Origin of the sequence: Streptomyces sp. NPDC057280 (assembly GCF_042668605.1) — a bacterium.
GTDB lineage: Bacteria > Actinomycetota > Actinomycetes > Streptomycetales > Streptomycetaceae > Streptomyces.
The window spans coordinates 1665728-1692381 of sequence record NZ_JBHUYR010000002.1; the positions used below are offsets into that span (position 1 = coordinate 1665728).

Annotated in this window: 27 protein-coding genes; 17 read left to right on the top strand and 10 right to left on the bottom strand. The window is 70.8% G+C overall.

Going from position 1 to position 26654, the window contains the following annotated elements; translation table 11 throughout:
• Positions 1-122 precede the first annotated feature (122 nt).
• Positions 123-758: a TetR/AcrR family transcriptional regulator gene (locus ACFUO4_RS18125; RefSeq protein ID WP_079308212.1), complete on the bottom strand. Its 636-nt coding sequence runs from the start codon at positions 756-758 to the stop codon at positions 123-125.
• Positions 759-858: 100 nt separating this feature from the next.
• Between ACFUO4_RS18125 and ACFUO4_RS18130 the strand changes: the two genes are divergently transcribed.
• From ACFUO4_RS18130 to ACFUO4_RS18165, 8 genes are all read left to right on the top strand, one after another.
• The gene (locus ACFUO4_RS18130) at positions 859-1656 is read left to right on the top strand and encodes an acetoacetate decarboxylase family protein (RefSeq protein WP_383485528.1); all 798 of its coding nucleotides are present in this window, start codon (positions 859-861) and stop codon (positions 1654-1656) included.
• Positions 1656-2540 carry an SDR family NAD(P)-dependent oxidoreductase gene (locus ACFUO4_RS18135; protein WP_383485531.1) on the top strand — a complete coding sequence of 295 codons (885 nt, stop codon included), beginning with the start codon at positions 1656-1658 and terminating at the stop codon, positions 2538-2540. Before ACFUO4_RS18130 ends, ACFUO4_RS18135 begins: the two co-directional genes overlap by 1 nt.
• A 10-nt stretch (positions 2541-2550) precedes the next feature.
• The gene (locus ACFUO4_RS18140) at positions 2551-3834 is read left to right on the top strand and encodes an amidohydrolase family protein (RefSeq protein WP_079308210.1); all 1284 of its coding nucleotides are present in this window, start codon (positions 2551-2553) and stop codon (positions 3832-3834) included.
• Complete coding sequence (locus ACFUO4_RS18145) at positions 3831-5057, top strand: amidohydrolase family protein (RefSeq protein WP_383485534.1); 1227 nt, start codon at positions 3831-3833, stop codon at positions 5055-5057. The genes ACFUO4_RS18140 and ACFUO4_RS18145 overlap by 4 nt, the downstream gene beginning before the upstream one ends.
• A gap of 25 nt (positions 5058-5082) precedes the next feature.
• On the top strand, positions 5083-5793 hold the full coding sequence (locus ACFUO4_RS18150) for a VIT family protein (protein ID WP_079308208.1): 711 nt from the start codon (positions 5083-5085) through the stop codon (positions 5791-5793).
• Positions 5794-5906: 113 nt separating this feature from the next.
• The gene (locus tag ACFUO4_RS18155) at positions 5907-6773 is read left to right on the top strand and encodes a sterol desaturase family protein (protein WP_383485539.1); all 867 of its coding nucleotides are present in this window, start codon (positions 5907-5909) and stop codon (positions 6771-6773) included.
• Positions 6770-7441 carry a lysoplasmalogenase gene (locus ACFUO4_RS18160; protein ID WP_383485542.1) on the top strand — a complete coding sequence of 224 codons (672 nt, stop codon included), beginning with the start codon at positions 6770-6772 and terminating at the stop codon, positions 7439-7441. The genes ACFUO4_RS18155 and ACFUO4_RS18160 overlap by 4 nt, the downstream gene beginning before the upstream one ends.
• A gap of 36 nt (positions 7442-7477) precedes the next feature.
• A complete protein-coding gene (locus ACFUO4_RS18165) occupies positions 7478-8521 on the top strand; it encodes a zinc-dependent alcohol dehydrogenase family protein (RefSeq protein ID WP_383485545.1) in 1044 nt (347 codons plus the stop codon).
• A 59-nt stretch (positions 8522-8580) separates the two neighbouring features.
• On the opposite strand, the gene ACFUO4_RS18170 is transcribed toward ACFUO4_RS18165, so the two are convergent.
• Both ACFUO4_RS18170 and ACFUO4_RS18175 read right to left on the bottom strand, forming a co-directional pair.
• On the bottom strand, positions 8581-9591 hold the full coding sequence (locus tag ACFUO4_RS18170) for a CopD family protein (RefSeq protein ID WP_383485548.1): 1011 nt from the start codon (positions 9589-9591) through the stop codon (positions 8581-8583).
• Positions 9592-9691: 100 nt separating this feature from the next.
• Positions 9692-11050: a CoA transferase gene (locus ACFUO4_RS18175; protein WP_383485550.1), complete on the bottom strand. Its 1359-nt coding sequence runs from the start codon at positions 11048-11050 to the stop codon at positions 9692-9694.
• Between the two features lie 217 nt (positions 11051-11267).
• Here ACFUO4_RS18175 and ACFUO4_RS18180 point away from each other — a divergent pair, with 217 nt between their 5' ends.
• Positions 11268-11426 carry a hypothetical protein gene (locus ACFUO4_RS18180; RefSeq protein WP_383485553.1) on the top strand — a complete coding sequence of 53 codons (159 nt, stop codon included), beginning with the start codon at positions 11268-11270 and terminating at the stop codon, positions 11424-11426.
• A gap of 144 nt (positions 11427-11570) precedes the next feature.
• Here ACFUO4_RS18180 and ACFUO4_RS18185 read toward each other — a convergent pair whose 3' ends face one another.
• Positions 11571-13100: a S8 family serine peptidase gene (locus ACFUO4_RS18185; protein ID WP_079308202.1), complete on the bottom strand. Its 1530-nt coding sequence runs from the start codon at positions 13098-13100 to the stop codon at positions 11571-11573.
• A 327-nt stretch (positions 13101-13427) separates the two neighbouring features.
• Here ACFUO4_RS18185 and ACFUO4_RS18190 point away from each other — a divergent pair, with 327 nt between their 5' ends.
• The 3 genes from ACFUO4_RS18190 (at position 13428) to moaA (ending at position 16567) form a co-directional block, all read left to right on the top strand.
• On the top strand, positions 13428-13784 hold the full coding sequence (locus ACFUO4_RS18190; protein ID WP_079308200.1) for a DUF485 domain-containing protein: 357 nt from the start codon (positions 13428-13430) through the stop codon (positions 13782-13784).
• Positions 13781-15400 (top strand): cation acetate symporter, encoded by a 1620-nt coding sequence (locus ACFUO4_RS18195; RefSeq protein ID WP_079308198.1) that lies wholly within the window; start codon positions 13781-13783, stop codon positions 15398-15400. Before ACFUO4_RS18190 ends, ACFUO4_RS18195 begins: the two co-directional genes overlap by 4 nt.
• 177 nt (positions 15401-15577) lie before the next feature.
• Positions 15578-16567 (top strand): GTP 3',8-cyclase MoaA, encoded by a 990-nt coding sequence (gene moaA, locus ACFUO4_RS18200; RefSeq protein ID WP_383485558.1) that lies wholly within the window; start codon positions 15578-15580, stop codon positions 16565-16567.
• Between the two features lie 13 nt (positions 16568-16580).
• Here moaA and ACFUO4_RS18205 read toward each other — a convergent pair whose 3' ends face one another.
• Positions 16581-16808, bottom strand: coding sequence for a hypothetical protein (locus ACFUO4_RS18205; protein WP_079308194.1), 228 nt, complete (start codon positions 16806-16808; stop codon positions 16581-16583).
• A gap of 215 nt (positions 16809-17023) precedes the next feature.
• Entirely contained in the window at positions 17024-17422 is a 399-nt protein-coding gene (locus ACFUO4_RS18210; protein WP_079308192.1) for a DUF3099 domain-containing protein, read from the bottom strand.
• A gap of 244 nt (positions 17423-17666) precedes the next feature.
• Here ACFUO4_RS18210 and ACFUO4_RS18215 point away from each other — a divergent pair, with 244 nt between their 5' ends.
• Entirely contained in the window at positions 17667-17945 is a 279-nt protein-coding gene (locus ACFUO4_RS18215) for a GlsB/YeaQ/YmgE family stress response membrane protein (protein ID WP_079308190.1), read from the top strand.
• A 111-nt stretch (positions 17946-18056) separates the two neighbouring features.
• Here ACFUO4_RS18215 and tyrS read toward each other — a convergent pair whose 3' ends face one another.
• From tyrS to ACFUO4_RS18230, 3 genes are read right to left on the bottom strand one after another with little or no spacing between them, the layout of a single operon-like run.
• On the bottom strand, positions 18057-19325 hold the full coding sequence (gene tyrS / locus ACFUO4_RS18220) for a tyrosine--tRNA ligase (protein WP_079308188.1): 1269 nt from the start codon (positions 19323-19325) through the stop codon (positions 18057-18059).
• A 56-nt stretch (positions 19326-19381) separates the two neighbouring features.
• On the bottom strand, positions 19382-20776 hold the full coding sequence (locus ACFUO4_RS18225; protein ID WP_383485564.1) for a metallopeptidase TldD-related protein: 1395 nt from the start codon (positions 20774-20776) through the stop codon (positions 19382-19384).
• A complete protein-coding gene (locus tag ACFUO4_RS18230) occupies positions 20773-22296 on the bottom strand; it encodes a TldD/PmbA family protein (protein ID WP_383485567.1) in 1524 nt (507 codons plus the stop codon). The genes ACFUO4_RS18225 and ACFUO4_RS18230 overlap by 4 nt, the downstream gene beginning before the upstream one ends.
• A gap of 241 nt (positions 22297-22537) precedes the next feature.
• Between ACFUO4_RS18230 and fabG the strand changes: the two genes are divergently transcribed.
• From fabG to ACFUO4_RS18245, 3 genes are all read left to right on the top strand, one after another.
• Positions 22538-23242: a 3-oxoacyl-[acyl-carrier-protein] reductase gene (gene fabG / locus ACFUO4_RS18235; RefSeq protein WP_079308182.1), complete on the top strand. Its 705-nt coding sequence runs from the start codon at positions 22538-22540 to the stop codon at positions 23240-23242.
• Between the two features lie 4 nt (positions 23243-23246).
• Positions 23247-24020 (top strand): enoyl-ACP reductase FabI, encoded by a 774-nt coding sequence (gene fabI / locus ACFUO4_RS18240; RefSeq protein WP_079308180.1) that lies wholly within the window; start codon positions 23247-23249, stop codon positions 24018-24020.
• A 147-nt stretch (positions 24021-24167) separates the two neighbouring features.
• Positions 24168-24503, top strand: coding sequence for a hypothetical protein (locus ACFUO4_RS18245; RefSeq protein WP_079308178.1), 336 nt, complete (start codon positions 24168-24170; stop codon positions 24501-24503).
• On the opposite strand, the gene ACFUO4_RS18250 is transcribed toward ACFUO4_RS18245, so the two are convergent.
• On the bottom strand, positions 24484-25173 hold the full coding sequence (locus ACFUO4_RS18250; protein ID WP_079308176.1) for a FadR/GntR family transcriptional regulator: 690 nt from the start codon (positions 25171-25173) through the stop codon (positions 24484-24486). The two genes, ACFUO4_RS18245 and ACFUO4_RS18250, sit on opposite strands and share 20 nt — an antisense overlap.
• Before the next feature lie 70 nt (positions 25174-25243).
• Between ACFUO4_RS18250 and ACFUO4_RS18255 the strand changes: the two genes are divergently transcribed.
• Positions 25244-26617 (top strand): CynX/NimT family MFS transporter, encoded by a 1374-nt coding sequence (locus tag ACFUO4_RS18255; RefSeq protein ID WP_383485573.1) that lies wholly within the window; start codon positions 25244-25246, stop codon positions 26615-26617.
• Positions 26618-26654 lie beyond the last annotated feature (37 nt).

Consider the following 26654-nt stretch of genomic DNA (forward strand, 5'->3'; position numbering starts at 1 on the left):
CAGAGGCGGGGACGGAGAGTGGGCGCGCTGTCGTTGTCATAGGAAAGAGAGAAGGAAGCACGCGGCGGAGCCGTCCCCGCGAGCACGACTGTAGGAGGACGGTCCCGGCGGGCGCCACCGAATTATTTCCGAGCGGCTTCTCCTCGTTCTCGAGTGGCTCGCCCGCTGTCGAGCAGCGACCGCGCGAGAGCCCGTACGGACGTCACGAACAGCCGTTCCTCGTCGACGGGACGGGCGAAGGCGCGGGCGAGCGCGGGGTCGTCGTACGGGTCCTCCGCGGGCTGCTGTGCGGGCGCCCGTTCACGATTGCGTTCTACGAGGACGAAGCCCACGACCTGGAACTGCACGGCCCGCACCGCCTCCGCCGCGCGGGCACCCCGCAGCCCGGCCGCGTGCACCTCGCGCACCAGCGCCTGCTGCGCGGGCAGGAACATCCGCTCGGTCAGGCCGCGTTCGTGGACCATCGCGACGAGGTGCGGATGCTCGCGCAGCCGCCGGCGCAGGATGCGGGCCACGGACACGACCCGCTCGGCCGGGGTGCGCCCGGCGGGCCTGATCTCACCGAGCTCGGCCACGGTCCGCCGTACGAGGGCGTCCAGCAGGGACTCGCGGTTGCCGACGTGCCAGTAGATCGAGGTGACGGCGGTGCCCAGTTCGGCGGCGAGCTTGCGCATGGTCAGCGCCTCGGGGCCGTGCTGCTTCACCAGGTTCGCGGCCGTGTCCAGGACGTCGTCCCTGGTGAGCGACGCTCTCGCCATGCTGCCCCCAAGTCCCGGTCGTGCACGCGTATTTACCCCGCAGGGGGTCTGCTGTAACTGTGTTACAGGTGACGGCCCATCAGAAGAAGGGCGGTACGGCATGGCACGCGTACGGTACGGCGCGCGGACCGAGGCGGAGATCGCGGCCGCGCGCACCGCGGGCGCGAGGCTCCCGGACATCTGGTCCACCGGGGTGGTGGCCGTCTGGGAGACCGACCCGGACGCGGTCGCGGCGGTCCTGCCGCCGCCCCTGAAGCCCACGGGCAGGCCGCTGGCCCGGGTCAACATCAGCAAGGTCGACCTGCCCGGATACCCGCTCGGCGCGGGCTCGTTCGCGGTCGCGGCCGCCCATGACGGAGTCGACGGCTGGTACCCCCTGGTCATGCCGATGACCCACGAGCGGGCCCTGATCGGCGGCCGTGAGGTGTTCGGCGAGCCCAAGAAGCTCGGCGAGGTCGTCGTGGAGCGCGAGGGCCTGGTCGTCCGCGCCTTCCTCGCCCGGCACGGCATCGCCTTCGTGGAGGTGTGCGGCGCGGTCGCCGGTGCGCTGCCGCTGCCGGAGCCCGCCCAGAAGACGGACTTCTACTTCAAGTTCCTTCCCGCGGTGGACGGTTCGGGCTTCGACGGCGATCCCGTCCTCGTGCACTGCCTGCGCAACGAGAAGGTGCGCCGCCTGGAGCGGATCACCGGCGACGTGGTCCTGCGCGAGTCGATGTACGACCCGGTGGCCGACCTGCCGGTGCGCCGGCTGGTGGAGATCACCATCGGCGAGAAGACCAGCGACCAGCGCGGCAAGGTCGTCGAACGGGTGGATGCGCGGGCGCTGCTGCCGTACGTCCATCAGCGCTACGACGATCCGGCGCAGGTGCTGGACGGTCCTCCGGAGGGGAGCGCCTGATGGACCTCCTGCCCGGTCAGGTCGCCGTCGTCACCGGTGCCGCGAGCGGTGTCGGTCTCGCCATGGCCCGCCGGTTCGCCGCCGAGGGGCTGAAGGTCGTTCTCGCCGACGTCGAGCGACCGGCGCTGGACGCGGCCGTCGCGGCGCTCCGCGCGGACGGGGCCGACGTGCACGCGCGCGTGGTCGACGTCGGCGAGCGCGAACAGGTGCTGGAACTGGCGGACTTCGCCTACGAGACGTACGGCGCCGTCCATGTGCTGTGCAACAACGCCGGGGTCGGCTCGGGTGCCGAAGGCCGGATGTGGGAGCACGAACCGAACGACTGGAAGTGGGCGTTCTCCGTCAATGTGTGGGGCGTCTTCCATGGTGTCCAGGCATTCGTCCCCCACATGATCAAGTCGGGTCAACCCGGTCATGTGGTCAATACGTCCTCCGGTGACGGCGGCATCGCCCCGCTCCCCACCGCCTCCGTCTACGCCGTCACCAAGGCGGCCGTGGTGACGATGACCGAGTCCCTGTACGCCCATCTGAAGGCCGAGCACGCGCGCGTGGGCGCCTCGGTCCTGTTCCCGGGACCGCACATGCTCCGCACCGGCCTGTGGGAGTCGCACCGCAACCGCCCCGAGCGGTACGCCAAGGAGCGGCCCCGCAGGACGCCGTACCGCAGCCTCGACCAATGGGAGGCCGCGATGAGGGAGGCGGGCCGGGAAGTGCGCTTCACACCCGTCGAGGAGGTCGCCGAGACCGTCGTCGACGGCATCCGCGCGGACCGCTTCTGGATGCTGCCGCCGAGCGAGCACAGCGACGCGCAGATACGCGCGCGTGCCCAGTCGATGCTGGACCGCGCGAACCCGGCGTACCTGGAGAACTTCATTCTCGACTGAGGGGGTCGACGTGACCGACCAGGAGCCCTATCTGATCATCTCCTCCGACTGCCACGCCGGGCTGCCCACCGAGGAGTACCGGCCCTATCTGGACGCCCGGTTCCACCGGGACTTCGACGACTTCCTCGCCGGGCGCGAGCGGCGCCGTGCGGAGATGACCCGGCTCGGCATCCGCAACGAGGCCTTCGCGGCCAAGTGGTTCCAGGACAACGAGGAAGGCCTGCGCGGAGGTTGGGACACCGCGCAGCGGCTCAAGGAGCTGGACGGCGACGGGGTGGCCGCCGAGGTCGTCTTCCCGGACGCCGACGCGGTCGACAGCCAGACGGCGGCGCCCTTCGGGGTGGGGCTCGGCCTCTCCGGCGACCAGGACCCGGAGCTGGGCATGGCCGGCGCCCAGGCGCACAACCGCTGGCTGGCCGACTTCGTGTCCGAGCACCCCGAACGGCACTGCGGGGTCGCCCTGCTGCCGGTCACGGCCCCGGCCGAGAGGGTCGTCGCCGAGGTGTACCGCGCCAAGGAGTCCGGCCTCGGCGCCCTGATGATCCCGTCCATGTGGGTCGACAAGGAGCCCTACCACGACCGCCGTTACGACCCGGTGTGGGCGGCCGCCGCCGAGTGCTCGATGCCGGTCCTCACCCACTCGGGAGCGGCCCCGCGCCACGAGTACGGCGACCATCTCGGCATCTACGTCAGCGAGGTGACCTGGTGGCCCGCCCGGCCGCTGTGGTTCCTGCTCTGGTCCGGCGTCTTCGAACGCCACCCCGGGCTCAGGTTCGGTGTGGCGGAGTCCGGCTGCTGGTGGCTGCCGAACCTGCTGTGGTTCATGGACCGCCTCTACCTGGGCGCGCACGGCGGCAAGAAGCTCTCCCCGTTCCAGGAGCTGAAGCGCCCGCCGCACGAGTACCTCGACCGGCAGGTCTTCGTCTGCGCCACCAACACCAAGCGCCGCGAACTCGCCCAGCGCTACGAGATCGGTGTCGACAACATCCTCTGGGGCAGTGACTTCCCGCATCCCGAAGGCACCTGGCCCGACACGCGCGCGTGGCTGAAGCGCACCTTCCACGACATCCCGGTCGCGGAGACCCGCCGCATGCTGGGCCTCGCCGCTGCCGACGCCTTCGGCTTCGACGTCGAGAAACTGACCCCGCTCGCCCGCCGCATCGGCCCCACCCCCGCCGACCTCGGCCAGAGCGCCGACCAGACGGCCGTGGAGGCGTCCTGGGCGCGCTCGCGCGAGGTGGGCCGGCACTGGCTGACCGACCACGACTTCCCCGTGCTGGGGGCCACCTCATGACCGACCGCTACACGGTGATCTCGGCCGACTGCCACGCGGGCGCCGACCTCCTCGACTACCGGCCCTACCTGGAGAAGCGGTACCACGACGAGTTCGACGCGTGGGCGGCGACGTACGTCAACCCGTACGAGGACCTGCTCGCCGACACCGCCGACAGGAACTGGAACTCCGAGCGGCGGCTCGCGGAGCTGGAGGCGGACGGGATCGTCGCCGAGGTGGTGTTCCCGAACACGGTCCCACCGTTCTTCCCGTCGGGTTCGCTCATGGCGCCCGCACCCACCGCGGAGGACTTCGAGCGCCGCTGGGCCGGTCTGCGCGCCCACAACCGCTGGCTCGCGGACTTCTGCGCCGCCGCGCCCGGCCGCCGCGCGGGCGTCTTCCAGATCCTCCTCAACGACGTCGAGGAAGCCGTCAAAGAGGTCCGGTGGGCCGCCGGAGCGGGCCTCAAGGGCGGTGTCCTGCTCCCCGGCACCCCGCCCGGCTCGGGTCTGCCCGAGCTGTACTCCTCGGTGTACGACCCGCTCTGGGCGGTCTGCGCGGAGCTCGGCGTCCCCGTCAACCACCACGCCGGCTCGGCGTCCCCGCCGCTCGGCGACGAACCGGCCGCCCGCGCGGTCTTCATGGTCGAGACGACCTGGTTCTCGCACCGGGCGCTGTGGCACCTCGTCTTCGGCGGCGCCTTCCGCCGTCACCCGGGCCTGAAACTGGTCCTCACCGAACAGGGTTCGGGCTGGATCCCGGGCGTGCTGGACATGCTGGACTACTACCACGGACGCCTGGTCGCGGCGGCGACGAAGGCCTCCACCGCGGAGTCCAAGTTCGGCGCCGGACTGGCCGCCCGCATGGGCGACGCGCCCTCACAGGTCTGGCGCGACAACTGCTTCGTCGGCGCCAGCTTCATGCGCCCGCACGAGGTGCCGCTGCGGGACCGGATCGGCGTCGACAAGATCATGTGGGGCAGCGACTACCCGCACGACGAGGGCACCTACCCGTACACGCGCGAAGGCCTGCGCCACGCCTACGCGCGCGTGCCCCGCGACGAGGTCGCGGCGATGGTCGGCGGCAACGCCGCGCGCGTGTACGGCTTCGACCTCGACCTCCTCGACCCGATCGCGGCGAAGGCGGGGCCGACGGTCGAGGAGATCGCGGAGCCGCTGGAGGAACCGCCGAAGGACGCGACGAGCCCGGTGTTCGCGAAGGGGGCGTCGGTACGGGTGTGGTGACACCTGCGGTGCCATCCTCGCGTCTGTGACAGAACCCACGCATGACGAGACCCACGGCGGTGCGCTCGGCGAGCGGCTGAACTGGCTGCGGGCCGCCGTCCTCGGCGCCAACGACGGCATCGTGTCCACCGCGGGCCTCGTCGTCGGCGTGGCCGGCGCCACCGACGACCGCTCCGCCCTGCTGACGGCGGGCCTGGCCGGACTGCTCGCCGGGTCGATGTCCATGGCGGCCGGCGAGTACGTCTCCGTCTCCACCCAGCGCGACTCGGAGAAGGCGGCCCTGGCGCTGGAGAAGCGGGAGCTGCGTGAGCAGCCGGAGGCCGAGCTGGAGGAGCTCACCGGGCTGCTGGAGGAACGGGGGCTGTCCCGGGAGGTGGCCCGCGAGGCCGCCGAGCAGCTCACCGCGCGGGACGCCCTGCGCGCCCACGCGCGCGTGGAGCTGGGCATCGACCCCGACCAGCTGACCAACCCCTGGCATGCCGCCTGGGCGAGCTTCCTGGCGTTCACGGCGGGCGCCCTGCTCCCGCTCCTGGCGATGGTCCTGCCCCCGGCCGGCTGGCGCCTCGCGGTCACCGTGGTCTCCGTCCTCGCCGCCCTCGTCCTCACCGGCTGGAGCAGCGCCCGCCTCGGGGCGGCCGACCCGGGCAGGGCGATGCTGCGGAACGTGGCGGGCGGCGCGCTGGCCATGGGCGTCACCTACGCCGCGGGGGCACTGCTGGGGGCGGCCGGAGTCTGAAACCGCGCGTGCAGACTTTGGCGGAGATCACCAACAAGTAAGCGCGTACCGCCGGTAATACTTGTGAGTAACAACGTCTAGTCGCGGCCCACCAGCGGTTCTACGGTGCGAGCATGCCGAACCTGCCCGATGTCGTGCTGTGGTCGATACCCGCTTTCGTGCTGCTCACCGTGGTCGAGATGATCAGCGTCCGCATCCACCCCGACGAGGATGCCGCCGGATACGAGACGAAGGACGCCGCCACCAGCGTCGGCATGGGCCTGGGAAGCCTCGTCTTCGACTTCCTGTGGAAGATCCCGATCGTCGCGATCTACACCGCGGTCTACGAACTCACGCCCCTGCGCGTCCCCGTGCTGTGGTGGACCGTCCCGCTGATGCTGCTCGCGCAGGACTTCTTCTACTACTGGTCCCACCGCGGCCACCACGTCATCCGCATCCTGTGGGCCTGCCACGTCGTCCACCACTCCAGCGAGAAGTTCAACCTCACCACCGCGCTGCGGCAGCCCTGGACCTCGCTGACCGTCTGGCCGTTCTACGTGCCGCTCATCGCCGCCGGTGTGCACCCGGCCGCCCTCGCGTTCTGCTCCTCGGCGAACCTCGTCTACCAGTTCTGGATCCACACCGAGCGCATCGACAAGATGCCCCGCTGGTTCGAGTTCATCCTCAACACGCCCTCCCACCACCGGGTCCACCACGCCTCGCAGGGCGGCTACCTGGACCGCAACTTCGGAGGCATCCTCATCGTGTGGGACCGGCTCTTCGGCTCGTTCATCGCCGAGACCGACCGGCCCGTCTACGGGTTGACCAAGAACATCAACACGTTCAACCCGATCAAGGTGGCCACCCACGAGTACATGTCGATCGCCAAGGACATCAAGGCCGCTCGAAGGTGGCGTGATCGCGTGGGGGTCCTCTTCCGGGGCCCGGGTTGGAAACCCGCTACCGCTGCGGAGCCGGCCAAGGAGATCATCGCCGCGTGACACGCCTCCTCCTCAGGGCCTTCGCCCTCGCCGCCGCCGTGGACCTCGCCTCGCTGGCCGCCGGGTGGGACATCGGGCACATGGTCGCCAAGCCGCTCCTGATGCCGCTGCTGGCCGCGTACGCGGCGTCCAGGGGCGCCCCTCGCCTCCTGACCGCCGCCCTGCTCTGCGGCTGGGGTGGCGACGTCCTGCTCCTCTTCGACGCCGACCCGGCCTTCCTCGCGGGGATGGCCTCGTTCGCCGCCGGACACGTCTGCTACATCGTGCTGTTCCAGAAGTACGGCACGGACATCGCGACCGTACGCGCGCGGGGCGGCCTCCTCGCCGTCATCTACGTCGTCGTGCTGTCCACCACGATCCAGTCCCTCTGGCCGGACCTCCCCGCCGACCTCCGCGTCCCCGTCGCCGGCTACAGCGTCCTGCTCACCGCCATGGCGTACCTCGCCGCCGCCCGCATGGGCCGCGTGGCCGGGATCGGCGGTGTGCTCTTCGTCGTCTCCGACACGCTCATCGCGAGCGGTGTCGCCGACTGGGACCAGCTGCCGCGCCCCGACCTGTGGATCATGCTCACCTATGTCGCCGCCCAGTACCTGCTGGTCACCGGCGCCCTCGGCGAGCGACGGCTGCCCGGGGCGGCGTACGGTGAAGTGCGCTCGACCACCCCCTGAGCGCACGTACCGCCCCAGACGAGAAGGACCCTCGCCATGCGCGCCACCACCATCCACGCCCCCTTCGACATGCGCGTGGAGGACGTGCCCGACCCGGTCGTGCAGCTGCCCACCGACGCCGTGGTGCGCGTGCTGCGCGCCTGCATCTGCGGCAGCGACCTGTGGGCGTACCGCGGGCAGGCAGCCCGGCAGCCGGGGCAGCGCATCGGGCACGAGTTCCTCGGCATCGTCGAGGAGACGGGCTCCGAGGTGGGCACCGTACGGCGCGGAGACCTGGTCGTCGCGCCCTTCATGTGGTCCGACGGCGTCTGCGACTACTGCCGTGAGGGCCTGAACACCTCGTGCGAGCACGGCGGCTTCTGGGGCTCCGTCGGCTACGACGGCGGCCAGGGCGAGGCCGTGCGCGTGCCCTTCGCCGACGGCACCCTCGTGCAACTGCCCAAGGAGGCGGCCTCCGACGACCACCTGCTGTCCGGCCTGCTGACCCTCTCCGACGTCCTGGGCACCGGCCACCACGCCGCCCTCGGCGCCGGCGCCCGCGCGGGTGCCACGGTCGCCGTCGTGGGTGACGGTGCCGTCGGCCTGTGCGCGGTCCTCGCCGCCAAGCGGCTGGGCGCCGAGCGGATCATCGCGCTGGGCCGCCACGAGGCCCGCACCGACATCGCCCGCCGCTTCGGCGCCACCGACGTCGTCGCCGAGCGCGGCGACGCGGCGGTCGAGGCCGTCCGCGAACTGACCGGCGGCCAGGGCGCGCACGCCGTCGTCGAGGCCGTCGGCACCGAGCAGTCCATGCGCACGGCGGTCGGCATCGCCCGCGACGGCGGCACCGTCGGCTGGGTCGGCGTCCCGCACGGCAGCGGCACCGGGCTCGACCTCGGCGTCATGTTCGACCGGAACATCGCCCTGCGCGGCGGCGTCGCCCCGGTCCGCGCGTACATCCCGGAGCTGCTGCCCGACATCCTGGACGGCAGCATCGATCCGTCGCCCGTCTTCGACCTGACCGTCGGCATGGAGGGCGTCCCGGACGGCTACAAGGCGATGGACGAGCGTACGGCGCTGAAGGTCCTGGTCACCGGCTGAGGCTCAGGCGCGGCCTGAAGACCGTCGCGCGGACCCGAGGCTCACCAGACTCACCAGGCTCACCAGCGGATCGGCAACGGCAGCGCCGTCAGCAGCCCCGACACCACGACCACCGCGCCCAGCAGGGCGACCTCCGCCCGCGCGGGGGAGCAGGCGGTCAGCGGGTCGGGCGCCCGGCGCAGCCGGAGCCGCGCCCACAGGGCGAGCCCGGCGACCGCGGCCACCAGCAGTACCTTGGCGAGCAGCACGCGCCCGTACGCGGTCGACGTCAGCTGGTCGAGGACCGTCTCCGGCGGCATCCGGCGCAGGGTGCTCCACAGCCCGGTCGCCGTGATCGCGGCCAGCAGGACGGCGGCCACGCGCGCGTAGAGGCCCAGCAGGGCCGAGCCCGCCTCCGACGCCCCCCACCCCCGGAGCGTCCGCAGCGCGTACAGCAGTCCGCCCACCCACAGCGCCGCACAGGTCAGATGAACGAGGGTCAGCCCCGACCCGACCAGCGGCTCGTGCTCGGTCGGTGGATGGGCCCGGAGCGCCTCCGCGACCACGACCGCGGCCAGCGGCCAGACCTGGGAGGCGGGGCGGGCCGACCGGGCGCACAGCCCTGCCACGAGGAACGCGTTGACCTCGACGAGCGCGAGCTTGCCGTCCCGGGAGTCGTACAGGCCGCCCACGTCGATCTCGGCGAGGCTGTGCGGCACGAGGTTCCCGGTCGCCACCACCGAGGCCAGCCCCAGGGCGGCCACGAAACCGGCCCCCGCGGCGTACACGGCCCAACTGCGGGGCATGGCCTTCGGCGCGTCGGGCACCGCGCGGGCCAGCCGCTTCACGAACAGCTCGCCCACCGGAACGCACAGCCCGGCGAACAGCACCGCCCGCAGCAGCGCGATGCCACCGTCACCGGGTGGCGCTGCCTCCCCGGTGCCGTGCAGCGCGGCGGACGGACCGAGCAGGGGTATCAGGGCCCCGAGGGCCACCAGGACGAGGACGGCGACGGCACGGGCGGTGCCGGACCGGCGCGGCAGCGGTCCGCCGGCGTCCGGCGCCCCGGTGCTGGGTCTTATCAAGGTCACCTCAAGATGTTCACCAGCCGTCGCAGAACAGGGCAAGTCCAGAAAAACAACGGGCGTTACGCCATTCCGCCCAGAGGTACGTTTTCCGGCCGACCGCCGCTCACGCCCACCGCGCGGGATCGGCGCCCCAGGGCCCCGGCGGCCGCGCCCAGTCGACCGGCCCGCCGGCGAAGGACACCGGCGACCGGGCGTACCGCAGCCGCCCGATGCCGCTGTCGGTCTCGGCGAGGCAGGCGTCCGGGCCGTCGTAGGAGGCCTGAGCGCCCTGCCCGGCCGCCTCTTCCTGCCCGGCGGTCCCGGTCACGTCGAGCCCCCGGACCCATCCGGCCGACCCGTCCGGGACCCCTTCCATCAGCCACTGCGCCGTCCGGGCCAGCGCCAGCCGCACGCACCGGCTGCCGCCGTCGTATGACTGCTCGCGCACCGCCCGCAGCACCTCCGCCGCCAGCAGATACCCCGTCCCGTGGTCGAGCGCCTGCGCAGGCAGCGCGCCGGGCCGCTCCGGCGACCCCTCGACCACCGCGATCCCGGTCGCCACCTGTACCAGGCTGTCGAAGCCCCGCCGCTCGCTCCACGGCCCGTACGCGCCCCACGCCGACAACTGCGCCACGACGATCCCCGGCCGCCGCTCGGCCAGCGCCTCCGCCGACAGCCCGAACCGGTCCAGCGCACCCGGCCGGTACCCGGTGACGACCACGTCGGCCAGCGCCAGCAACTCCTCGAAGGCGCCCCGGTCGGCCGCCAGGTCCAGCGTCGCGGACCTCTTCCCGAAGCCCGTGTCGGCGTGCTGGTCCGGGAGCTCGGGCATCCGGGGCGGATCGATCCGCAGCACGTCCGCGCCCAGCAGGGCGAGCGTGCGCGTGGCGACCGGTCCCGCGATGACCCGGGTCAGGTCCAGCACCCGCAGTCCGGCGGCGGGCAGCAGGGGAGTGCCGCCGATCGGCGCGAGCACGCGCGCGGGGGCGGAGTCGAGCCGTTCCCGTTCCACAAGAGGCCGCTTCGCCAGCTCCACGGCCTGCTCGTGCGCCGCCCACTCCTCGGGCGTCCGCAGGGCGACGGCGGGCCCGCCGGCCGAGTACACGGCGTCCTCGACCTCCGGAGCGGACCGTTCGGCGAACGCCGCCTCCAGTGAGTCGGCGGGTCCCATCACCCTGAGCAGCCGCTCGCGATGGTGCGGGTAGTTGGCGTGGGTGCGCACCCACCCGTCGGCGGTCCGCCAGAACCTCGACAAGGGCGCGAAGTTGACCGGCGCCCGGCCATTGATCAACAGATGCCGCTCACTCGTGAACGCGGTGGCGACGGCCCTGTCGTCCACCCGCACATCCGGCACCGCGTCGAGCCCGGCCCGCCGCGCCCCCAGCTCGGCGGCGGCCCGCGCACACGCGTCGACGCAGGCCCGCGCCAACTCCCGGACGGGAAGCCGCGCCTGAAGCGCCCCCTCGCGCACCACGTCAGTCACGACTTCACTATGCAGTATTGATTCAATCAATCCGAGATCAGCCTACGAGCCGGTCCCGGCGAGTCATGGTGAGCTCAACACGTATGACAAGGACTTCACGAACAAGCCGACCAGCAGTTGCGCGAACCGGTTCTTCGATGTCCGCTCCGTCGGTACGCACGAGGCCGGACACGTCTTCGGGCTCGGTCATGTCGGGGCGGGGCACGAGAACCTCACCATGTACACGGATTCGTTGAGGTGCAAGACGATCGCCAGGACCCTCGGCAAGGGCGAAATCCTGGCCCTGTACCAGGAGCGGACGTACGAGGACGTCGCCGCCGTCTACTCGAACAATGAACTGCCGCCCGAGGTGCAGAAACTGATTGCCGGATCCTGACCTGGGGTGCTCCGGCCGCGGTGCACTGATCAGGAGGTGGGCGCAGCCGGTCTGCTGGCCTCCCCAGTTGGTTCGTGGTCCGGGCGGACCGTGCGGGACGTACTGGGCGGCGCAGCCTGTCGAGGCCGCGCCGCCCGGTTCGGGTTACTTGACCGCGCGCAGCGCGTTCACGATGCCGAAGCCGTAGAACCCGTTGACCCGCTTGCCGCCCACACAGGTCGCGTCCTGGGTGCCGTCGCCGTCCTGGTCGTAGGAGGCCGGGCAACCGGGGTTGTCCGCCTGCGCCTTCAGCAGCGCCTGGAGCTGCGCCGGGCTCGCCCACGGATGCGTCGACTTCAGCAGCGCGGCGACACCCGCGGCGTGCGGAGACGCCATCGAGGTGCCCTGGAGGAAGCCGTACGAGTTGTTCGGCAGCGTCGACAGGATGCGGCCGTTCTTCGACGGGGTGTCCGGGATCTGGTAGAGCCGGTCGCCGCCCGGCGCCGCGATGTCGACGACGCCGTAACCGTACGACGAGTAGTACGACTTGAGGTTGTTGACGCCCGTCGCGCTGACCGTGACGACACCCGGCAGCATGGTCGGCACGTCGAAGCACTTGTGCGGGTCGACGGTGCGGGTGACCGGCGTGGAGTCGTCGGGGCTGGAGTCGTCGACAAGGGCGTCGGAGTCGAGGTCGTCGTTGGAGTTGCCCGCCGACGCCAGGTTGAGCGTGCCCTTGTGCTGAGCGTAGAGGGACGCCCGGTTGACCGAATCAACAATGGCCCGCTGGTCGGGGTCGTCAAGGCAGTTGTACAGCCATGGATCAACGTAGTAGCTGTTGTTCGTGATCTCCACGCCGTGGTCGGCCGCGAAGACGAACGCGCAGACGACGCTCTCCGGGTAGAAGAGACCGTTGCTCGGGTCGGTCACATTGATGGCCGCGACCTTCACACCGGGCGCGACACCGGCGACACCGATGCCGTTGCGTGCGGCGGCGATCTCACCGGCCACGTGGGTGCCGTGGTAGTCGTCCGCGGTGTACGGCCGCCAGGCGCCCTCGGAGGTGTCCGGGACACCGCCGTCGCAGTTGGCGGACTGGGACTTGGAGAAGTTGGGGGCGATGTCCGGGTGGGTGTCGTCGACGCCGGTGTCGATGACGGCGACGGTGACCTTCTTGCTGCCCGGGTTGATCTGCGCGGCCTTGTCGGCGCCGATCGCCCGCAGGTCCCACTGGTCGGCCTCGAGAGGCTCGCTCCCGGCGTCGGCGGCCGAGGCCTTCTCGACCTTCTCGGCCTGCTCCTTGGTGAGCAGCTGCACCGCGCCCTCGTCCGTGGTGCCGGCCGGAGTCAGCGCCGAGGTACGGGTCGCGCCCGCCGACTGCACGCCACGGACCTTGCGTATCTGGGGCCCGAAGTCGGGGTTGGCCGAGTGGACGACGATCACGCCGATCTTGTCGTACGTGATGACGACCGTGCCCCCGGCCGCCGCGATCGCCTTCTTGACCGACGCGATCGTGTAACGGTCCACCTTGGTGTTGACGACGTACGACAGGTTCGGTGCGTCCGCTGTCTGCGCGGTGGGCTCCGCGTAGGGGGCGGCCGACGCGGCCGCCGGCAGGAAGCCGAGCGAGGCGGTCAGTGAGAGCACGACAGGTACGGCAAGGGCGAGCCGACGTCTGGAACGCAGACGGGACATGGGGTCTCCACATCATCCGGAAACGAAACCGCCCGAGACACAGGTGGTGCTCGGGCAGGTACATGACGGGTGGTGCAGGCCCGAAGTTATCTCTCCCAGTCACTGGCCAGCAATGACCTTCCCGAGATGACTTCAAGAAGAAGCAAACCCCGTTGAACCGGTCCTCGCGTGCCTCCGTGACCTTGGGCAGGGAGCACGAGGACGATCGAGCCCCCTGACGAACCGCGAGGAACAGAGCCGTCCATGTCCGTCGTACCGAACCCGTCCCCCACGCCCGAACAGCCCCAGTCCGCCGTGGCAACAGCGCCCGCAACGCGAGGAGACTCCGTGGCTACCGACGCACCGCCCCCCTCGACAGAGCAACACAAACTCCCCAGCACCGAGGAGTTCACCGCGGTGCAGCAGAGCGCGGAGTTCGGTGAACTGCGCCGCTCCTACCGCAACTTCGCCTTCCCCCTGACCGTCGGCTTCATCGCCTGGTACCTGCTGTACGTCCTGCTGTCGAACTTCGCGGGCGACTTCATGGGCACCAAGCTGTTCGGCAACATCAACGTCGCCTTCGTCTTCGGAATCGCCCAGTTCATCACCACGTTCCTCATCGCCTGGTGGTACTCGCGGCACGCCGCCGCGAAGCTCGACCCCAAGGCCGAGGCCATCAAGTCCCGGATGGAGGGCGGCGCATGAGCCCCGCGATCACCCTGGCCGCAGGCGAGGCCAGCGAGCACCGGCCGCTGATCATCACCCTGTTCGCCCTCTTCGTCGTGGCGACCCTCGTCATCACCGTCTGGGCGGGCCGCCAGACCAAGGACGCCGCCGACTTCTACGCCGGCGGCCGCCAGTTCAGCGCCTTCCAGAACGGCCTCGCGGTCTCCGGCGACTACATGTCGGCCGCGTCCTTCCTCGGCATCGCCGGCGCCATCGCCCTGTTCGGCTACGACGGCTTCCTGTACTCCATCGGCTTCCTGGTCGCCTGGCTCGTCGCCCTGTTGCTGGTCGCCGAGCCGCTCAGGAACTCCGGCCGCTACACCATGGGCGACGTCCTGGCGTACCGCATGCGCCAGCGTCCGGTCCGCACCGCGGCCGGCACCTCCACGATCGTCGTGTCGATCTTCTACCTGCTCGCGCAGATGGCCGGCGCCGGCGTCCTCGTCTCGCTGCTGCTCGGCATCACCTCCGACGCGGGCAAGGTCGGCATCGTCGCCCTCGTCGGCATCCTGATGATCGTGTACGTCTCCATCGGCGGCATGAAGGGCACCACCTGGGTCCAGATGGTCAAGGCGGTGCTGCTGATCAGCGGCACCATCCTGATCACGTTCCTGGTGCTGCTGAAGTTCGACTTCAACATCTCCGACCTGCTCGGCAAGGCCGCCGAGAACAGCGGCAAGGGCACCGCCTTCCTGGAGCCCGGCCTCCAGTACGGCGCGACCGGCACCTCCAAGCTGGACTTCATCTCCCTCGGCATCGCCCTGGTCCTCGGCACCGCCGGCCTGCCGCACATCCTGATCCGCTTCTACACGGTGCCCAACGCCAAGGCCGCCCGGAAGTCCGTGAACTGGGCCATCGGCATCATCGGCGGCTTCTACCTGATGACCATCGCCCTCGGCTTCGGCGCCGCCGCGCTCATCAAGCCGGACGAGATCATCGCCTCCAACCCGTCCGGCAACACGGCCGCACCCCTGCTCGCCCTGCACCTCGGCGGCGTCGACTCGACGTGGGGCGCGATCCTGCTGGCCACGATCTCCGCGGTGGCCTTCGCGACGATCCTCGCGGTGGTGGCGGGCCTGACCCTCGCCTCCTCGTCGTCGTTCGCGCACGACATCTACGCCAACGTCATCCGCAAGGGCCAGGCGTCCGGCAAGGAGGAGGTCCGCGCGGCCCGCTGGGCGACCGTCTTCATCGGCATCGTCTCCATCGGCCTGGGCGCCCTCGCCCGCGACCTCAACGTGGCCGGCCTGGTCGCGCTGGCCTTCGCGGTCGCCGCGTCCGCCAACCTGCCGACGATCCTCTACAGCCTGTTCTGGAAGCGGTTCACCACCCAGGGCGCCCTGTGGTCGATCTACGGCGGTCTGATCGTCGCCACCGGCCTGGTGCTGTTCTCCCCGGTGGTCTCCGGCGACCCGAAGGCGATGTTCCCGGACGTCGACTTCGCCTACTTCCCGCTGAAGAACCCGGGCATCATCTCCATCCCGTTCGGCTTCCTCATGGGCTTCCTGGGCACCGTCCTGTCCAAGGAGGAGCCCGACGCCGGCAAGTACGCGGAGCTGGAGGTCCGGTCCCTGACCGGCACCGGCGCCCACTGAGTCCCCTCCGGGACGATCCTCCGAGCGGCCGCGTCGTAGGTCCCTACGACGCGGCCGCGTCGTACCTCGTGGGATCGGGCACTGTCGATGTCAGTGCGGTCACGTAGGCTCGCAAGTGACGGAAAATGAATGATCCGCGATGATCCGCAGTGTTCCGCGACGAGGGAGGGGGCCCACGTGCTCATCGACACCTACGGCCGGCAGGCCACCGACCTGCGTGTGTCGCTGACCGACCGGTGCAATCTGCGCTGTACGTACTGCATGCCCGAAGAGGGCCTGCAGTGGCTGGCCAAGCCCGACCTGCTCACGGACGACGAGATCGTCCGCCTGATCGACATCGCCGTCACCTCCCTCGGCATCGAGGAGGTTCGCTTCACCGGCGGCGAGCCCCTGCTGCGTCCCGGCCTGGTCGGCATCGTCGAGCGCGTCGCCGCCCTCGAGCCCCGCCCCCAGATGTCGCTGACGACCAACGGCATCGGTCTCAAGCGCACCGCGGCGGCCCTGAAGGCCGCGGGCCTGGACCGGGTCAACGTCTCCCTGGACACCCTGCGCCCGGACGTCTTCAAGACCCTGACCCGCCGGGACCGCCACAAGGACGTCATCGAGGGCCTGTACGCCGCCCGCGAGGCCGGCCTGACCCCGGTGAAGGTCAACTCGGTCCTGATGCCGGGGCTCAACGAGGACGAGGCCCCCGACCTCCTCGCCTGGGCCGTCGAGCACGACTACGAACTGCGCTTCATCGAGCAGATGCCCCTGGACGCCCAGCACGGCTGGAAGCGCGACGGCATGATCACGGCAGGGGACATCCTCACCTCCCTGCGCACCCGCTTCGAGCTGACCGAGGAGGGTTCGGAGAAGCGCGGCTCGGCCCCGGCGGAGCGCTGGATCGTCGACGGCGGCCCGCACGTGGTGGGTGTCATCGCCTCGGTCACCCGCCCGTTCTGCGCGGCCTGCGACCGCACCCGCCTGACGGCCGACGGTCAGGTCCGCACCTGTCTGTTCGCCCAGGAGGAGACCGACCTCCGCGCGGCCCTGCGCTCGGGCGCCCCGGACGAGGAGATAGCGAACCTCTGGCGGACGGCGATGTGGGGCAAGAAGGCGGGCGCGGGCCTGGACGACCCGACGTTCGTGCAGCCGGACCGCCCGATGTCGGCGATCGGCGGCTAGGCGCCTCAAGGGGCTAGGACTGGGCCTCTTCGGGGGCTTCCCAGTCCATGAGGAGGACCACGTCCTTCAAGAACCCCCGCACCCCGAGGAACTGGGACAGATGCTCGCGGTGTTCGTCGCACGCGAGCCACGTCTTGCGCCGCTCCGGCGTATGGATCTTCGGGTTGTTCCACGCGAGCACCCACACCGCGTCGGCCCGGCACCCCTTCGCCGAACAGATCGGCGCGGTCTCTTCACTCACTGGTCCGTCTCACCAACTGCGCTGAACAAGGCGACGCCGAGCAGCCACGGGGGGAGCTGCCCGGCGTCGGTCTGTCGCTCCGACGGGGGATGCGGAGCGCGTAGGAAGTATGTCACGGGTAACCCGTCGCCCGGCACTGGAACAACATGATTGATCTGAGCTTTTCTTGAGCATGGTCCGGAGGTGACGTCCGGTTGCGAGCCCTCCGCCGAGCGTCACATCCGCTCGTGAGGCTCGCTCCGCACACCCGCCGCCGGACCGCTCGCGGCGTCTTCCGGGACGGATTCCGCGAAGGGTTCGTCGGCCCGCGCCGGCGAGATCATCGGCCGCAGCGGAGCGGCCACGAAGGTGGACGGCAGCCCCGGCGCGTTCTCCCGCCCGGCGTTCGCGATCACCACCGCGATGTAGGGCAGCAGAGCCCCCAGCACCAACGCGACGATCGCGACGTGCCGTTCGACGTTCCACAGGGTGGCCGCGAGGATCACCGACAGCGTGCGCACCGACATCGAGATCACGTACCGCCGCTGCCGGCCGCGCACGTCCTCCTGAAGGCCCGCACGGGCTCCGGTGATCCGGAACACCTGGGCGCCGCCGCCTGCATGCTGCTTCCGCATCACATTCCACCATCCGCCCGCATCGGACTCTCCCCGGCCCGTTCCCGCTCCGCTCCCGGCACGAGAACCGGGCCCGGACACGTCCTACGTTACGCCGCACCTGCGCCGCCTACGAGACCGGGGCACCTCCCGCAGATGCGAACAACCTGCGCTTGCGCACGTACGGCCGACTCGACATGCGGCGTACGGCGCATGGGCCGACACTGACGGTAATGCTCACGTCGAGCCGTACAAGGAGGCAGCCATGGGCTGGTTGTGGGCGATCATCGTGGGATTCGTGCTGGGCCTGATCGCGAAGGCGATCATCCCGGGCAAGCAGCACAGTCCGCTCTGGCTGACGACCATCTTCGGCATGCTGGGCGCCCTCGTCGGCAACGCCATCGCCCGCTGGGCGGGCGTCGACGCGACCTCCGGCATCGACTGGAGCCGCCACGCCTTCCAGCTGATCGCCGCGATCATCATCGTGGGCGTCGGCGACATGCTGTACATGGCGACGCTGGGCAAGCGCAAACAGCGGGCGTGAGAGCAACGCCCTGAGGGGCGCGGGACTGTGCCGATCTGCGGCTCCGCCGCGTGGGCGCGACCAGCCACGACGAAGCGGCAGTCGCCAGGCCACCCGCGCCCCTACGGCGTTCTACGCTCCGGTCACCTCGACCGCGGCCAGGTTCTTCTTCCCCCGCCGCAGCACCAGCCACCGCCCGTGCAGCAGGTCCTCCTTGGCGGGAACGGCGTCCTCGGCGGCGACCTTGACGTTGTTCACGTAGGCGCCGCCCTCCTTCACGGTGCGCCGCGCCGCCGACTTGCTGGCCACGAGACCGACCTCGGCGAACAGGTCCACGACGAGACCGAGCTCGGCGACCTGGATGTGCGGCACCTCGGACAGCGCCGCCGCCAGCGTTCTGTCGTCCAGCTCCGCCAGCTCGCCCTGACCGAAGAGGGCCTTGGACGCGGCGATCACGGCCGCCGTCTGGTCGGCGCCGTGCACCAGCGTCGTCAGCTCCTCGGCCAGCGCACGCTGGGCGGCACGGGCCTGCGGGCGCTCCTCGGTCGCCTTCTCCAGCTCCTCGATCTCCTCACGGGACTTGAAGCTGAAGATGCGCAGGAACTTGGAGACGTCCCGGTCGTCCGCGTTCAGCCAGAACTGGTAGAAGGCGTACGGCGTGGTCATCTCGGGGTCGAGCCAGACCGTGCCGGACTCCGTCTTGCCGAACTTGGTGCCGTCGGCCTTGGTGATCAGCGGAGTGCCCAGCGCGTGCACCACGGCCTCCGGCTCGACCCGGTGGATCAGGTCGGTGCCCGAGGTGAGGTTGCCCCACTGGTCGCTGCCGCCGGTCTGCAGGGTGCAGCCGTACCGCCGGTACAGCTCCAGGAAGTCCATGCCCTGCAGGATCTGGTAGCTGAACTCGGTGTAGCTGATGCCCGCGTCGGAGTTGAGCCGCCGGGAGACGGCCTCCTTCGCGATCATCTTGTTGACCCGGAAGTGCTTGCCGACGTCCCGCAGGAACTCGATGGCCGACAGGCCCTGCGTCCAGTCCAGGTTGTTGACCATGACCGCGGCGTTCGGCCCCTCGAAGTCCAGCAGCGGCGCGATCTGCGCACGCAGCCGCTCGACCCACTGGGCGACGGTGTCGGGGGCGTTGAGCGTGCGCTCGGAGTTCGGCTTCGGGTCGCCGATCAGACCCGTCGCACCACCGACCAGGCCCAGGGGACGGTTGCCCGCGTCCTGGATCCGGCGCATCGTCAGGATCTGCACGAGGTTGCCGAGGTGCAGGCTGGGCGCGGTCGGGTCGAAGCCGCAATAGAACGTGACGGGACCGTCCGCGAACGCCTTGCGCAATGCGTCCTCGTCAGTGGAGAGGGCGATCAGCCCACGCCACTTCAGCTCGTCGACGATGTCCGTCACGGTTCTCGCGTCTCCTTGATGATCTTCGGGCAGCCGAGTGACTACCGGCTACGAGGTTATACGCCCCGACTGACAGAGCTCATATTGAAGTCCGGCACCCGCAGGGCCGGCATCGCAGCCCTAGTGAACCAGTCGCTCCACTCCCTCGGCAGCGTCTTTTCCGTGCGCCCGGCCTCGGTGGCCCGGCCCAGCAGGTCCACCGGCGACTCGTTGAACCGGAAGTTGTTGACCTCGCCGGTCACCTCGCCGTTCTCGACCAGATAGACACCGTCCCGGGTCAGCCCGGTCAGCAGCAGGGTCGCCGGATCGACCTCGCGGATGTACCACAGGCAGGTCAGCAGCAGCCCGCGCTCGGTGTTCGCGACCATCTCCTCCAGGGACCGGTCCTCGCCGCCGTCGAGGATCAGGTTGTCGATCCCCGGCGCCACCGGCAGCCCGGTCAGCCCGGCGCTGTGCCGGCTGGTGAGCAGGTTGCTCAGCTCGCCCTCTCGCATCCACTCGGTGGCCGTCAGCGGCAGCCCGTTGTCGAACACCGACGAGTCCCCGCCGGAGGAGTGCGCGAGCACGAACGGGGCGGACTCCAGACCCGGCTCGTTCGGGTCGCTGCGCAGCGTCAGCGGCAGCTCGGTGAGCCGGTCGCCGAGCCGGGTGCCGCCGCCCGGCTTGGAGAACACGGTCCGGCCCTCGGCGGCGTCCCGGCCCGACGCCGACCACATCTGGTAGATGAGCAGGTCCGCGACGGCGGTCGGCGGCAGCAGCGTCTCGTACCGCCCCGCGGGCAGGTCGTGCTTGCGCTCGGCCCAGCCCAGGCGTACGGCGAGTTCGGCGTCCAGGGCGGCCGGGTCGACGTCCTTGAAGTCCCGCGTGGACCGGCCCGCCCACGCCGAACGCGTACGGTCCGGGGATTTGGCGTTCAGCTCGAGGGTGCCGTTGGGCTGGTCGTGACGCAGTCGAAGGCCGGTGGAGGTGCCGAGGTAACTGGAGACCAGCTCATGATTGGCGAAACCGTACAGTTCCCGGCCGCCCGCACGCGCGCGTGCGAACGATTCACCGAGCGCCGGGGCGAAATCCGCGAAGACGGCGGAGGACGTCTCGGACGGCGCGTCCGTGAAGTCGGGGGAGGCCGGTACGTCCCTGACCAGAGGCTGCGCGTCCTCGGCGGGCGCCGCCCCGCGCGCGGCGGCCTCCGCGGCCCGCACCAGGGGCTCCAGCTCGTCCAGGGTGACGGCGGCGCGGGAGACGACACCCGAGGCGGTGCCCTCCTTGCCGTCGACCGTCGCGATCACGGTGAGGGTGCGGGAGCGCGTGACGCCGTTGGTGGTGAGCGCATTGCCGGCCCAGCGCAGGTTCGCCGTGGACTGCTCGTCGGCGATGACGACACAGCCGTCCGCGCGGGACAGCTCCAGGGCGCGCTCGACGATCTCGTGCGGCTTGTTCGTACGAGAGCTCATCGACCGGCCTCCTGGGTGGTGTTCAGAATGTTGACGCCCTTGAAGAGGGCCGACGGGCAGCCGTGCGACACGGCGGCGACCTGGCCCGGCTGGGCCTTGCCGCAGTTGAAGGCGCCCCCGAGGACATAGGTCTGCGGACCGCCGACGGCGGCCATGGAGCCCCAGAAGTCGGTGGTGGTCGCCTGGTAGGCGACGTCCCGCAGCTGGCCGGCGATCCGGCCGTTCTCGATCTTGAAGAACCGCTGGCCGGTGAACTGGAAGTTGTAGCGCTGCATGTCGATGGACCAGGAGCGGTCGCCGACGACGTAGATGCCGCGGTCGACGCCGCCGATCAGGTCCTCGGTCGACATGCCGGCCGGATCGGGCTGCAGGGACACGTTGGCCATGCGCTGCACCGGCACATGGCCGGGCGAGTCGGCGAACGCGCAGCCGTTGGAGCGCGCGAAGCCGGTCAGCTTCGCGATGCGCCGGTCCAGCTGGTAGCCGACGAGCGTGCCGTCCTTCACCAGGTCCCAGGACTGGCCCTCGACGCCCTCGTCGTCGTAGCCGATGGTCGCGAGGCCGTGCTCGGCGGTGCGGTCACCGGTGACGTTCATCAGGTCGGAGCCGTAGCGCAGCTTGCCGAGCTGGTCGAAGGTGGCGAAGGAGGTGCCGGCGTAGGCGGCCTCGTAGCCGAGGGCGCGGTCCAGCTCGGTGGCGTGGCCGATGGACTCGTGGATGGTCAGCCACAGGTTGGACGGGTCGACGACCAGGTCGTACACCCCGGACTCGACACTCGGCGCCCGCATCTTCTCGGCGAGCAGCTCGGGGATCTGCGCCAGCTCGCTCTCCCAGTCCCAGCCGGTGCCGGTGAGGTACTCCCAGCCCCGGCCGACCGGCGGCGCGATGGTCCGCATCGAGTCGAACTCGCCGCTCGACTCGTCGACCGACACCGCGGTCAGCGCCGGGTGCAGCCGGACCCGCTGCTGGGTGGTCACGGTCCCGGCGGTGTCGGCGTAGAACTTGTTCTCATGGACGGTGAGCAGCGAGGCGTCGACGTGGTTGACCCCGTTCGCCGCCAGCAGCCGCGCGCTCCACTCCGCGAGCAGCCCGGCCTTCTCCTCGTCGGGCACGGTGAACGGATCGATCTCGTACGACGAGATCCACGTCTTCTCGGCGTGCACCGGCTCGTCCGCCAGCTCGACCCGTTCATCGGAACCGGCGGCCTTGATCACCTGGGCGGACAGCTTCGCCATGGCCACCGCCTGCGAGGCGACCCGCGCCGCCGCGTCCATCGTCAGATCCACGCCGGACGCGAAACCCCAGGTCCCCCCGTGCACGACCCGCACCGCGTACCCGAGGTCGGTGGTGTCCGAGGACCCGGCGGGCTTGGCGTCCCGCAGCCGCCAGGACGCGCTGCGCACCCGCTCGAACCGGAAGTCCGCGTGCTCGGCACCCAGCGCACGCGCGCGTGCCAGCGCGGCGTCGGCGAGGGCGCGTAGGGGAAGCGCTGTGAAGGCTTCGTCGATGGTATGAGGCACCGAGGTATCTCCCTGCTGTCGTGACCTGGACTCCGCATCATGTCTCGTGCGCGGGTCGAGCGACCATACGTTTCCGGGCGGCCACGCGGGTCCTTCTGTAGAGACCCGACAGCGAGTCCCCTTAGCCACTGTCGCTGCCCGATTGTCCGCCGGAGGCCGGGGACCGATAGATTTTCGGAGAAGCCGCCTGTCATCCAGGTGTTCGGGCGGGCATTCAGACCGCTATGGAAAGGGTGATCCGTTGAGCCGCTCGGTTCTCGTCACCGGAGGCAACCGGGGCATCGGCCTCGCCATTGCCCGCGCTTTCGCCGACGCCGGCGACAAGGTCGCGATCACGTACCGCTCGGGCGAGCCACCGGCCGGCTTCCTCGCCGTCAAGTGCGACATCACCGACACCGAACAGGTGGAGCAGGCCTACAAGGAGATCGAGGCCGAGCACGGCCCGGTCGAGGTCCTGATCGCGAACGCCGGCATCACCAAGGACACGCTCCTGATGCGGATGTCCGAGGAGGACTTCACGTCCGTCCTCGACACCAACCTCACCGGCACCTTCCGCGTCGTCAAGCGCGCCAACCGCGGCATGCTGCGCGCCAAGAAGGGCCGCGTCGTCCTGATCTCGTCGGTCGTCGGGCTGTACGGCGGCCCCGGGCAGGCCAACTACGCCGCCTCCAAGGCCGCCCTGGTCGGCTTCGCGCGCTCCCTCGCGCGGGAGCTCGGCTCGCGCAACATCACGTTCAACGTCGTCGCCCCCGGCTTCGTCGACACCGACATGACCAAGGTGCTCACCGAAGAGCAGCGGGCGAACATCGTGCAGTCCGTGCCGCTCGGCCGTTACGCGCAGCCGGAGGAAGTCGCCGCGACGGTGCGGTTCCTCGCCTCCGACGACGCCTCGTACATCACTGGAGCCGTCATCCCGGTTGACGGCGGACTGGGAATGGGTCACTGACACCATGGCTGGAATCCTCGACGGCAAGAAGATCCTCATCACCGGTGTGCTGATGGAGTCCTCCATCGCCTTCCACACCGCCAAGCTGGCCCAGGAGCAGGGCGCGGAGGTCATCCTCACCGCGTGGCCGCGGCCGACCCTCACCGAGCGCATCGCCAAGAAGCTGCCCAACCCGGACGTCAAGGTCCTGGAGCTCGACGTCTCCAACGACGAGCACCTCGCCCGCCTGGAGAGCCAGGTCCGCGAGCACCTGGGCGACAAGCTCGACGGTGTCGTGCACTCCATCGGCTTCGCGCCGCAGGACGCGCTCGGCGGGAACTTCCTGAACACGCCGTTCGAGTCCGTGGCCACCGCCATGCACGTCTCCGCCTTCTCCCTGAAGTCGCTGACCATGGCGCTGCTGCCGCTGATGACCGAGGGCGGCTCCGTCGTCGGCCTCACCTTCGACGCGCAGTTCGCCTGGCCGCAGTACGACTGGATGGGCCCGGCCAAGGCCGCCCTGGAGGCCACCAACCGCTACATGGCCCGTGACCTGGGCAAGCACGACATCCGCTGCAACCTGATCTCGGCGGGTCCGATCGGCTCCATGGCCGCCAAGTCCATCCCGGGCTTCGCGGAGCTGGCGGCCGTCTGGGACAGCCGCTCCCCGCTGGAGTGGAAGCTGGAGGATCCGGAGCCGGCCGGCAAGGGCGTCGTCGCCCTGCTGAGCGACTGGTTCCCGAAGACCACCGGCGAGATCGTCCACGTCGACGGCGGTCTGCACGCCATCGGCGCCTGACGTCTCCCACGATGAGGGCCCGCGTTCTCCGGAACGCGGGCCCTCACCCGTTCGGCCCATCCGGCCGGGCGGGGGAGCGGCACAACTGGGCACTCTGGATTACGCGTTCACCGCTTCCCTCCCCAGCACGGCCGAGGAGGTCCCCTTGTGCGCCTGTCCCGCAGCCTGGCCCCGATAGCCGTCGCAGCCGTCCTGCTGATGTCCCTGCCGCAGGAAGCGTCGCCCCACGCGCGCGAGGACAAGGCACCCGATCTGTTCGGCGCCGCGTGCTACAGCAAGATCACCGGCTCCCGTGTGACCGCCTACTGCCACAACCCCTACCCCGACGTCGACCGGGTGCGGCTGCACATCGAGTGCGACCGCTGGTGGGACGTGGACAGCGACGGCGCTCCCGTGGAGGCCGGGCCCGCGCAGACCGTACGGCTCGACGGCCGCTGCTGGAAGGAAGTCCGCTCGGTGTGGGTCAGTCACCAGAAGGCGTGAACAGCCCCGGCCGGCACTGGAACGGGTAGCCCGCCGCCTGCGCCGCGGCCGCCTCCGCGTCGCCCGCGCGGATCGCGTCCACCAGCCCCGAGTGGTCCAGATACGACTCCGGCGTCATCTCCTCGCCGACGTCGTCGCGCAGCCAGTCCCGCAGCACCTCGCCCAGATCCGCGTACATCGCCGTCATGACGTCGTTGTGGGACGCGGACACCACGGCGAGGTGGAAGGTCGCGTCCGCCGCCACGAAGGCCTCCTTGTCCCGCGCCTCCCAGGCCTCCTCACGGCGTACCAGGAGCGCGTCGAGCTGCTTGAGGTCCTTCTCCGTACGCCGCCCGGCGGCCAGCTGCGCGGCGGACGACTCCAGCGTGGAGCGCAGCTCGGCGATGTGCCGCGGGTCGGCGTCGGCGAACCGGCGCTGCATCACCCCGGCCAGCTCGCTGGTCGCCACGACGTACGTGCCGGAACCCTGGCGGATGTCCAGCAGACCGTTGTGGGCGAGCGCACGGACGGCCTCACGGACCGTGTTGCGGGCCACCCCGAGCTGCTCGACCAGCTCCGGCTCGGTCGGGATGCGCGAGCCCACCGGCCACTCGCCGGCGGTGATCTGCTGCCGCAGCGCGGCGATGACCTGCTCGGACAGCGCCGATCGACGGGGGTGGCTCAGAGGCATGGCACACCTTCGCACGGGACGGGCGCCCGCAGGCGGCCAGGGGATGGACAGCCAATCATCCAATGATTCTATGATGGGCGACATGGCAAGCGAGGAAACCCGGACGACGACGTCCCCGCACATCCGAAGCTCGGCGACCGGCGACACCCCCGAACCGGCCACGCGCGCGTGGACGACACGGCTGCTCGTGCTCGGCATCGTGCTGGCCGCCGTCAACCTCCGCCCCGCCATCACCAGCCTCGGCGCCCTCCTGGAGGAGGTCCGCGACGGACTCGGCATGAGCGGCAGCGTCGCCGGGGTGCTCACCTCCGTGCCCCCGCTGTGCTTCGCCGTCTTCGGTGTCATGGCCCCGCGCCTCGCCCGCCGCTTCGGCCCGGGCGCGGTCGTCTGCGCCGGCATGGCCGCCATCACCGCCGGCCTGCTGATCCGGCCCTACGTCGGCGGCACCGCCGGCTTCCTGGCCGCAAGCGGCCTCGCCCTCATGGGCATCGCCGTCAGCAACGTCCTGATGCCGGTCATCGTCAAGCGCTGGTTCCCCGACCGGGTCGGCTCCATGACCGGCCTGTACTCCATGGCACTGGCCCTCGGCACCGCCACGGCCGCCGCGGCGACCGTGCCGGTGACCGACCTGCTGGGCGGCAGCTGGCAGACCGGCCTCGCGGTGTGGGCGGCCCTGGCCGCCGTCGCCGTACTGCCGTGGATCCCGTTCGTACGGCAGCGCGACGGCGTACGGCAGGACGACGGCGTACGGCAGGAGGGCGGCGTAAGCCGGCAGGGCGGGGTACGGCAGGAGGGCGGCGTACCCCAGCAGGGCGCGGCCCCCGCCGGACAGGCGCCCGCGCGTGAGACGCGGCCCGCGCTGCGGATCACCCGCAGCCGCACCGCCTGGGCGCTCGCCGTCTTCTTCGGCCTCCAGGCCACCGCCGCCTACATCACGATGGGCTGGATGCCGCAGATCTTCCGGGACGCGGGCGTGCCCGCGAGCACGGCGGGACTGCTGCTGGCCGTCACGATGGTGATGGGCGTACCGCTCGCCTTCGTCATCCCGCGCGTGGCCACCCGGCTGCCGCACCAGGGCCCGATCGTCCTCGTGCTCGGCGTCTGCGGCCTCGTGGGCTACGCCGGGCTGTATCTCGCGCCGGCCGCCGGAGCCTGGGCCTGGGCCCTGCTGCTCGGCATCTCCAACTGCTCCTTCCCGCTGGCCCTCACCATGGTCGGGATGCGGGCCAGGAGCGGCGCGGGCGTCGCCCAGCTGTCCGCCTTCGCGCAGAGCACCGGCTATCTCATCTCCATCCCCGGGCCGCTCCTCGTGGGCGTCCTCTACCAGCACAGCGGCGGCTGGGGGCTGCCGATCGCCCTCATGGCCGGGCTGATGATCCCGCAGATGGTCGTGGGCGTGCTCGCCGGACGCGATCGCACGGTCGAGGAGGAGGCGGCCCGCTGACCCCACCCCGACCGGGCTCGTGGCGGACGGGGGTGCG

Excerpts from the sequence above, each read along its gene's own strand:
- ACFUO4_RS18125 (WP_079308212.1), bottom strand. The coding sequence starts at position 758 with ATGGCGAGAGCGTCGCTCACCAGGGACGACGTCCTGGACACGGCCGCG.
- ACFUO4_RS18130 (WP_383485528.1), top strand. The coding sequence starts at position 859 with ATGGCACGCGTACGGTACGGCGCGCGGACCGAGGCGGAGATCGCGGCC.
- ACFUO4_RS18135 (WP_383485531.1), top strand. The coding sequence starts at position 1,656 with ATGGACCTCCTGCCCGGTCAGGTCGCCGTCGTCACCGGTGCCGCGAGC.
- ACFUO4_RS18145 (WP_383485534.1), top strand. The coding sequence starts at position 3,831 with ATGACCGACCGCTACACGGTGATCTCGGCCGACTGCCACGCGGGCGCC.
- ACFUO4_RS18155 (WP_383485539.1), top strand. The coding sequence starts at position 5,907 with ATGCCGAACCTGCCCGATGTCGTGCTGTGGTCGATACCCGCTTTCGTG.
- ACFUO4_RS18165 (WP_383485545.1), top strand. The coding sequence starts at position 7,478 with ATGCGCGCCACCACCATCCACGCCCCCTTCGACATGCGCGTGGAGGAC.
- ACFUO4_RS18180 (WP_383485553.1), top strand. The coding sequence starts at position 11,268 with ATGTACACGGATTCGTTGAGGTGCAAGACGATCGCCAGGACCCTCGGC.
- ACFUO4_RS18185 (WP_079308202.1), bottom strand. The coding sequence starts at position 13,100 with ATGTCCCGTCTGCGTTCCAGACGTCGGCTCGCCCTTGCCGTACCTGTC.
- ACFUO4_RS18195 (WP_079308198.1), top strand. The coding sequence starts at position 13,781 with ATGAGCCCCGCGATCACCCTGGCCGCAGGCGAGGCCAGCGAGCACCGG.
- ACFUO4_RS18210 (WP_079308192.1), bottom strand. The coding sequence starts at position 17,422 with ATGCGGAAGCAGCATGCAGGCGGCGGCGCCCAGGTGTTCCGGATCACC.
- ACFUO4_RS18215 (WP_079308190.1), top strand. The coding sequence starts at position 17,667 with ATGGGCTGGTTGTGGGCGATCATCGTGGGATTCGTGCTGGGCCTGATC.
- ACFUO4_RS18225 (WP_383485564.1), bottom strand. The coding sequence starts at position 20,776 with ATGAGCTCTCGTACGAACAAGCCGCACGAGATCGTCGAGCGCGCCCTG.
- fabI (WP_079308180.1), top strand. The coding sequence starts at position 23,247 with ATGGCTGGAATCCTCGACGGCAAGAAGATCCTCATCACCGGTGTGCTG.
- ACFUO4_RS18250 (WP_079308176.1), bottom strand. The coding sequence starts at position 25,173 with ATGCCTCTGAGCCACCCCCGTCGATCGGCGCTGTCCGAGCAGGTCATC.
- ACFUO4_RS18255 (WP_383485573.1), top strand. The coding sequence starts at position 25,244 with ATGATGGGCGACATGGCAAGCGAGGAAACCCGGACGACGACGTCCCCG.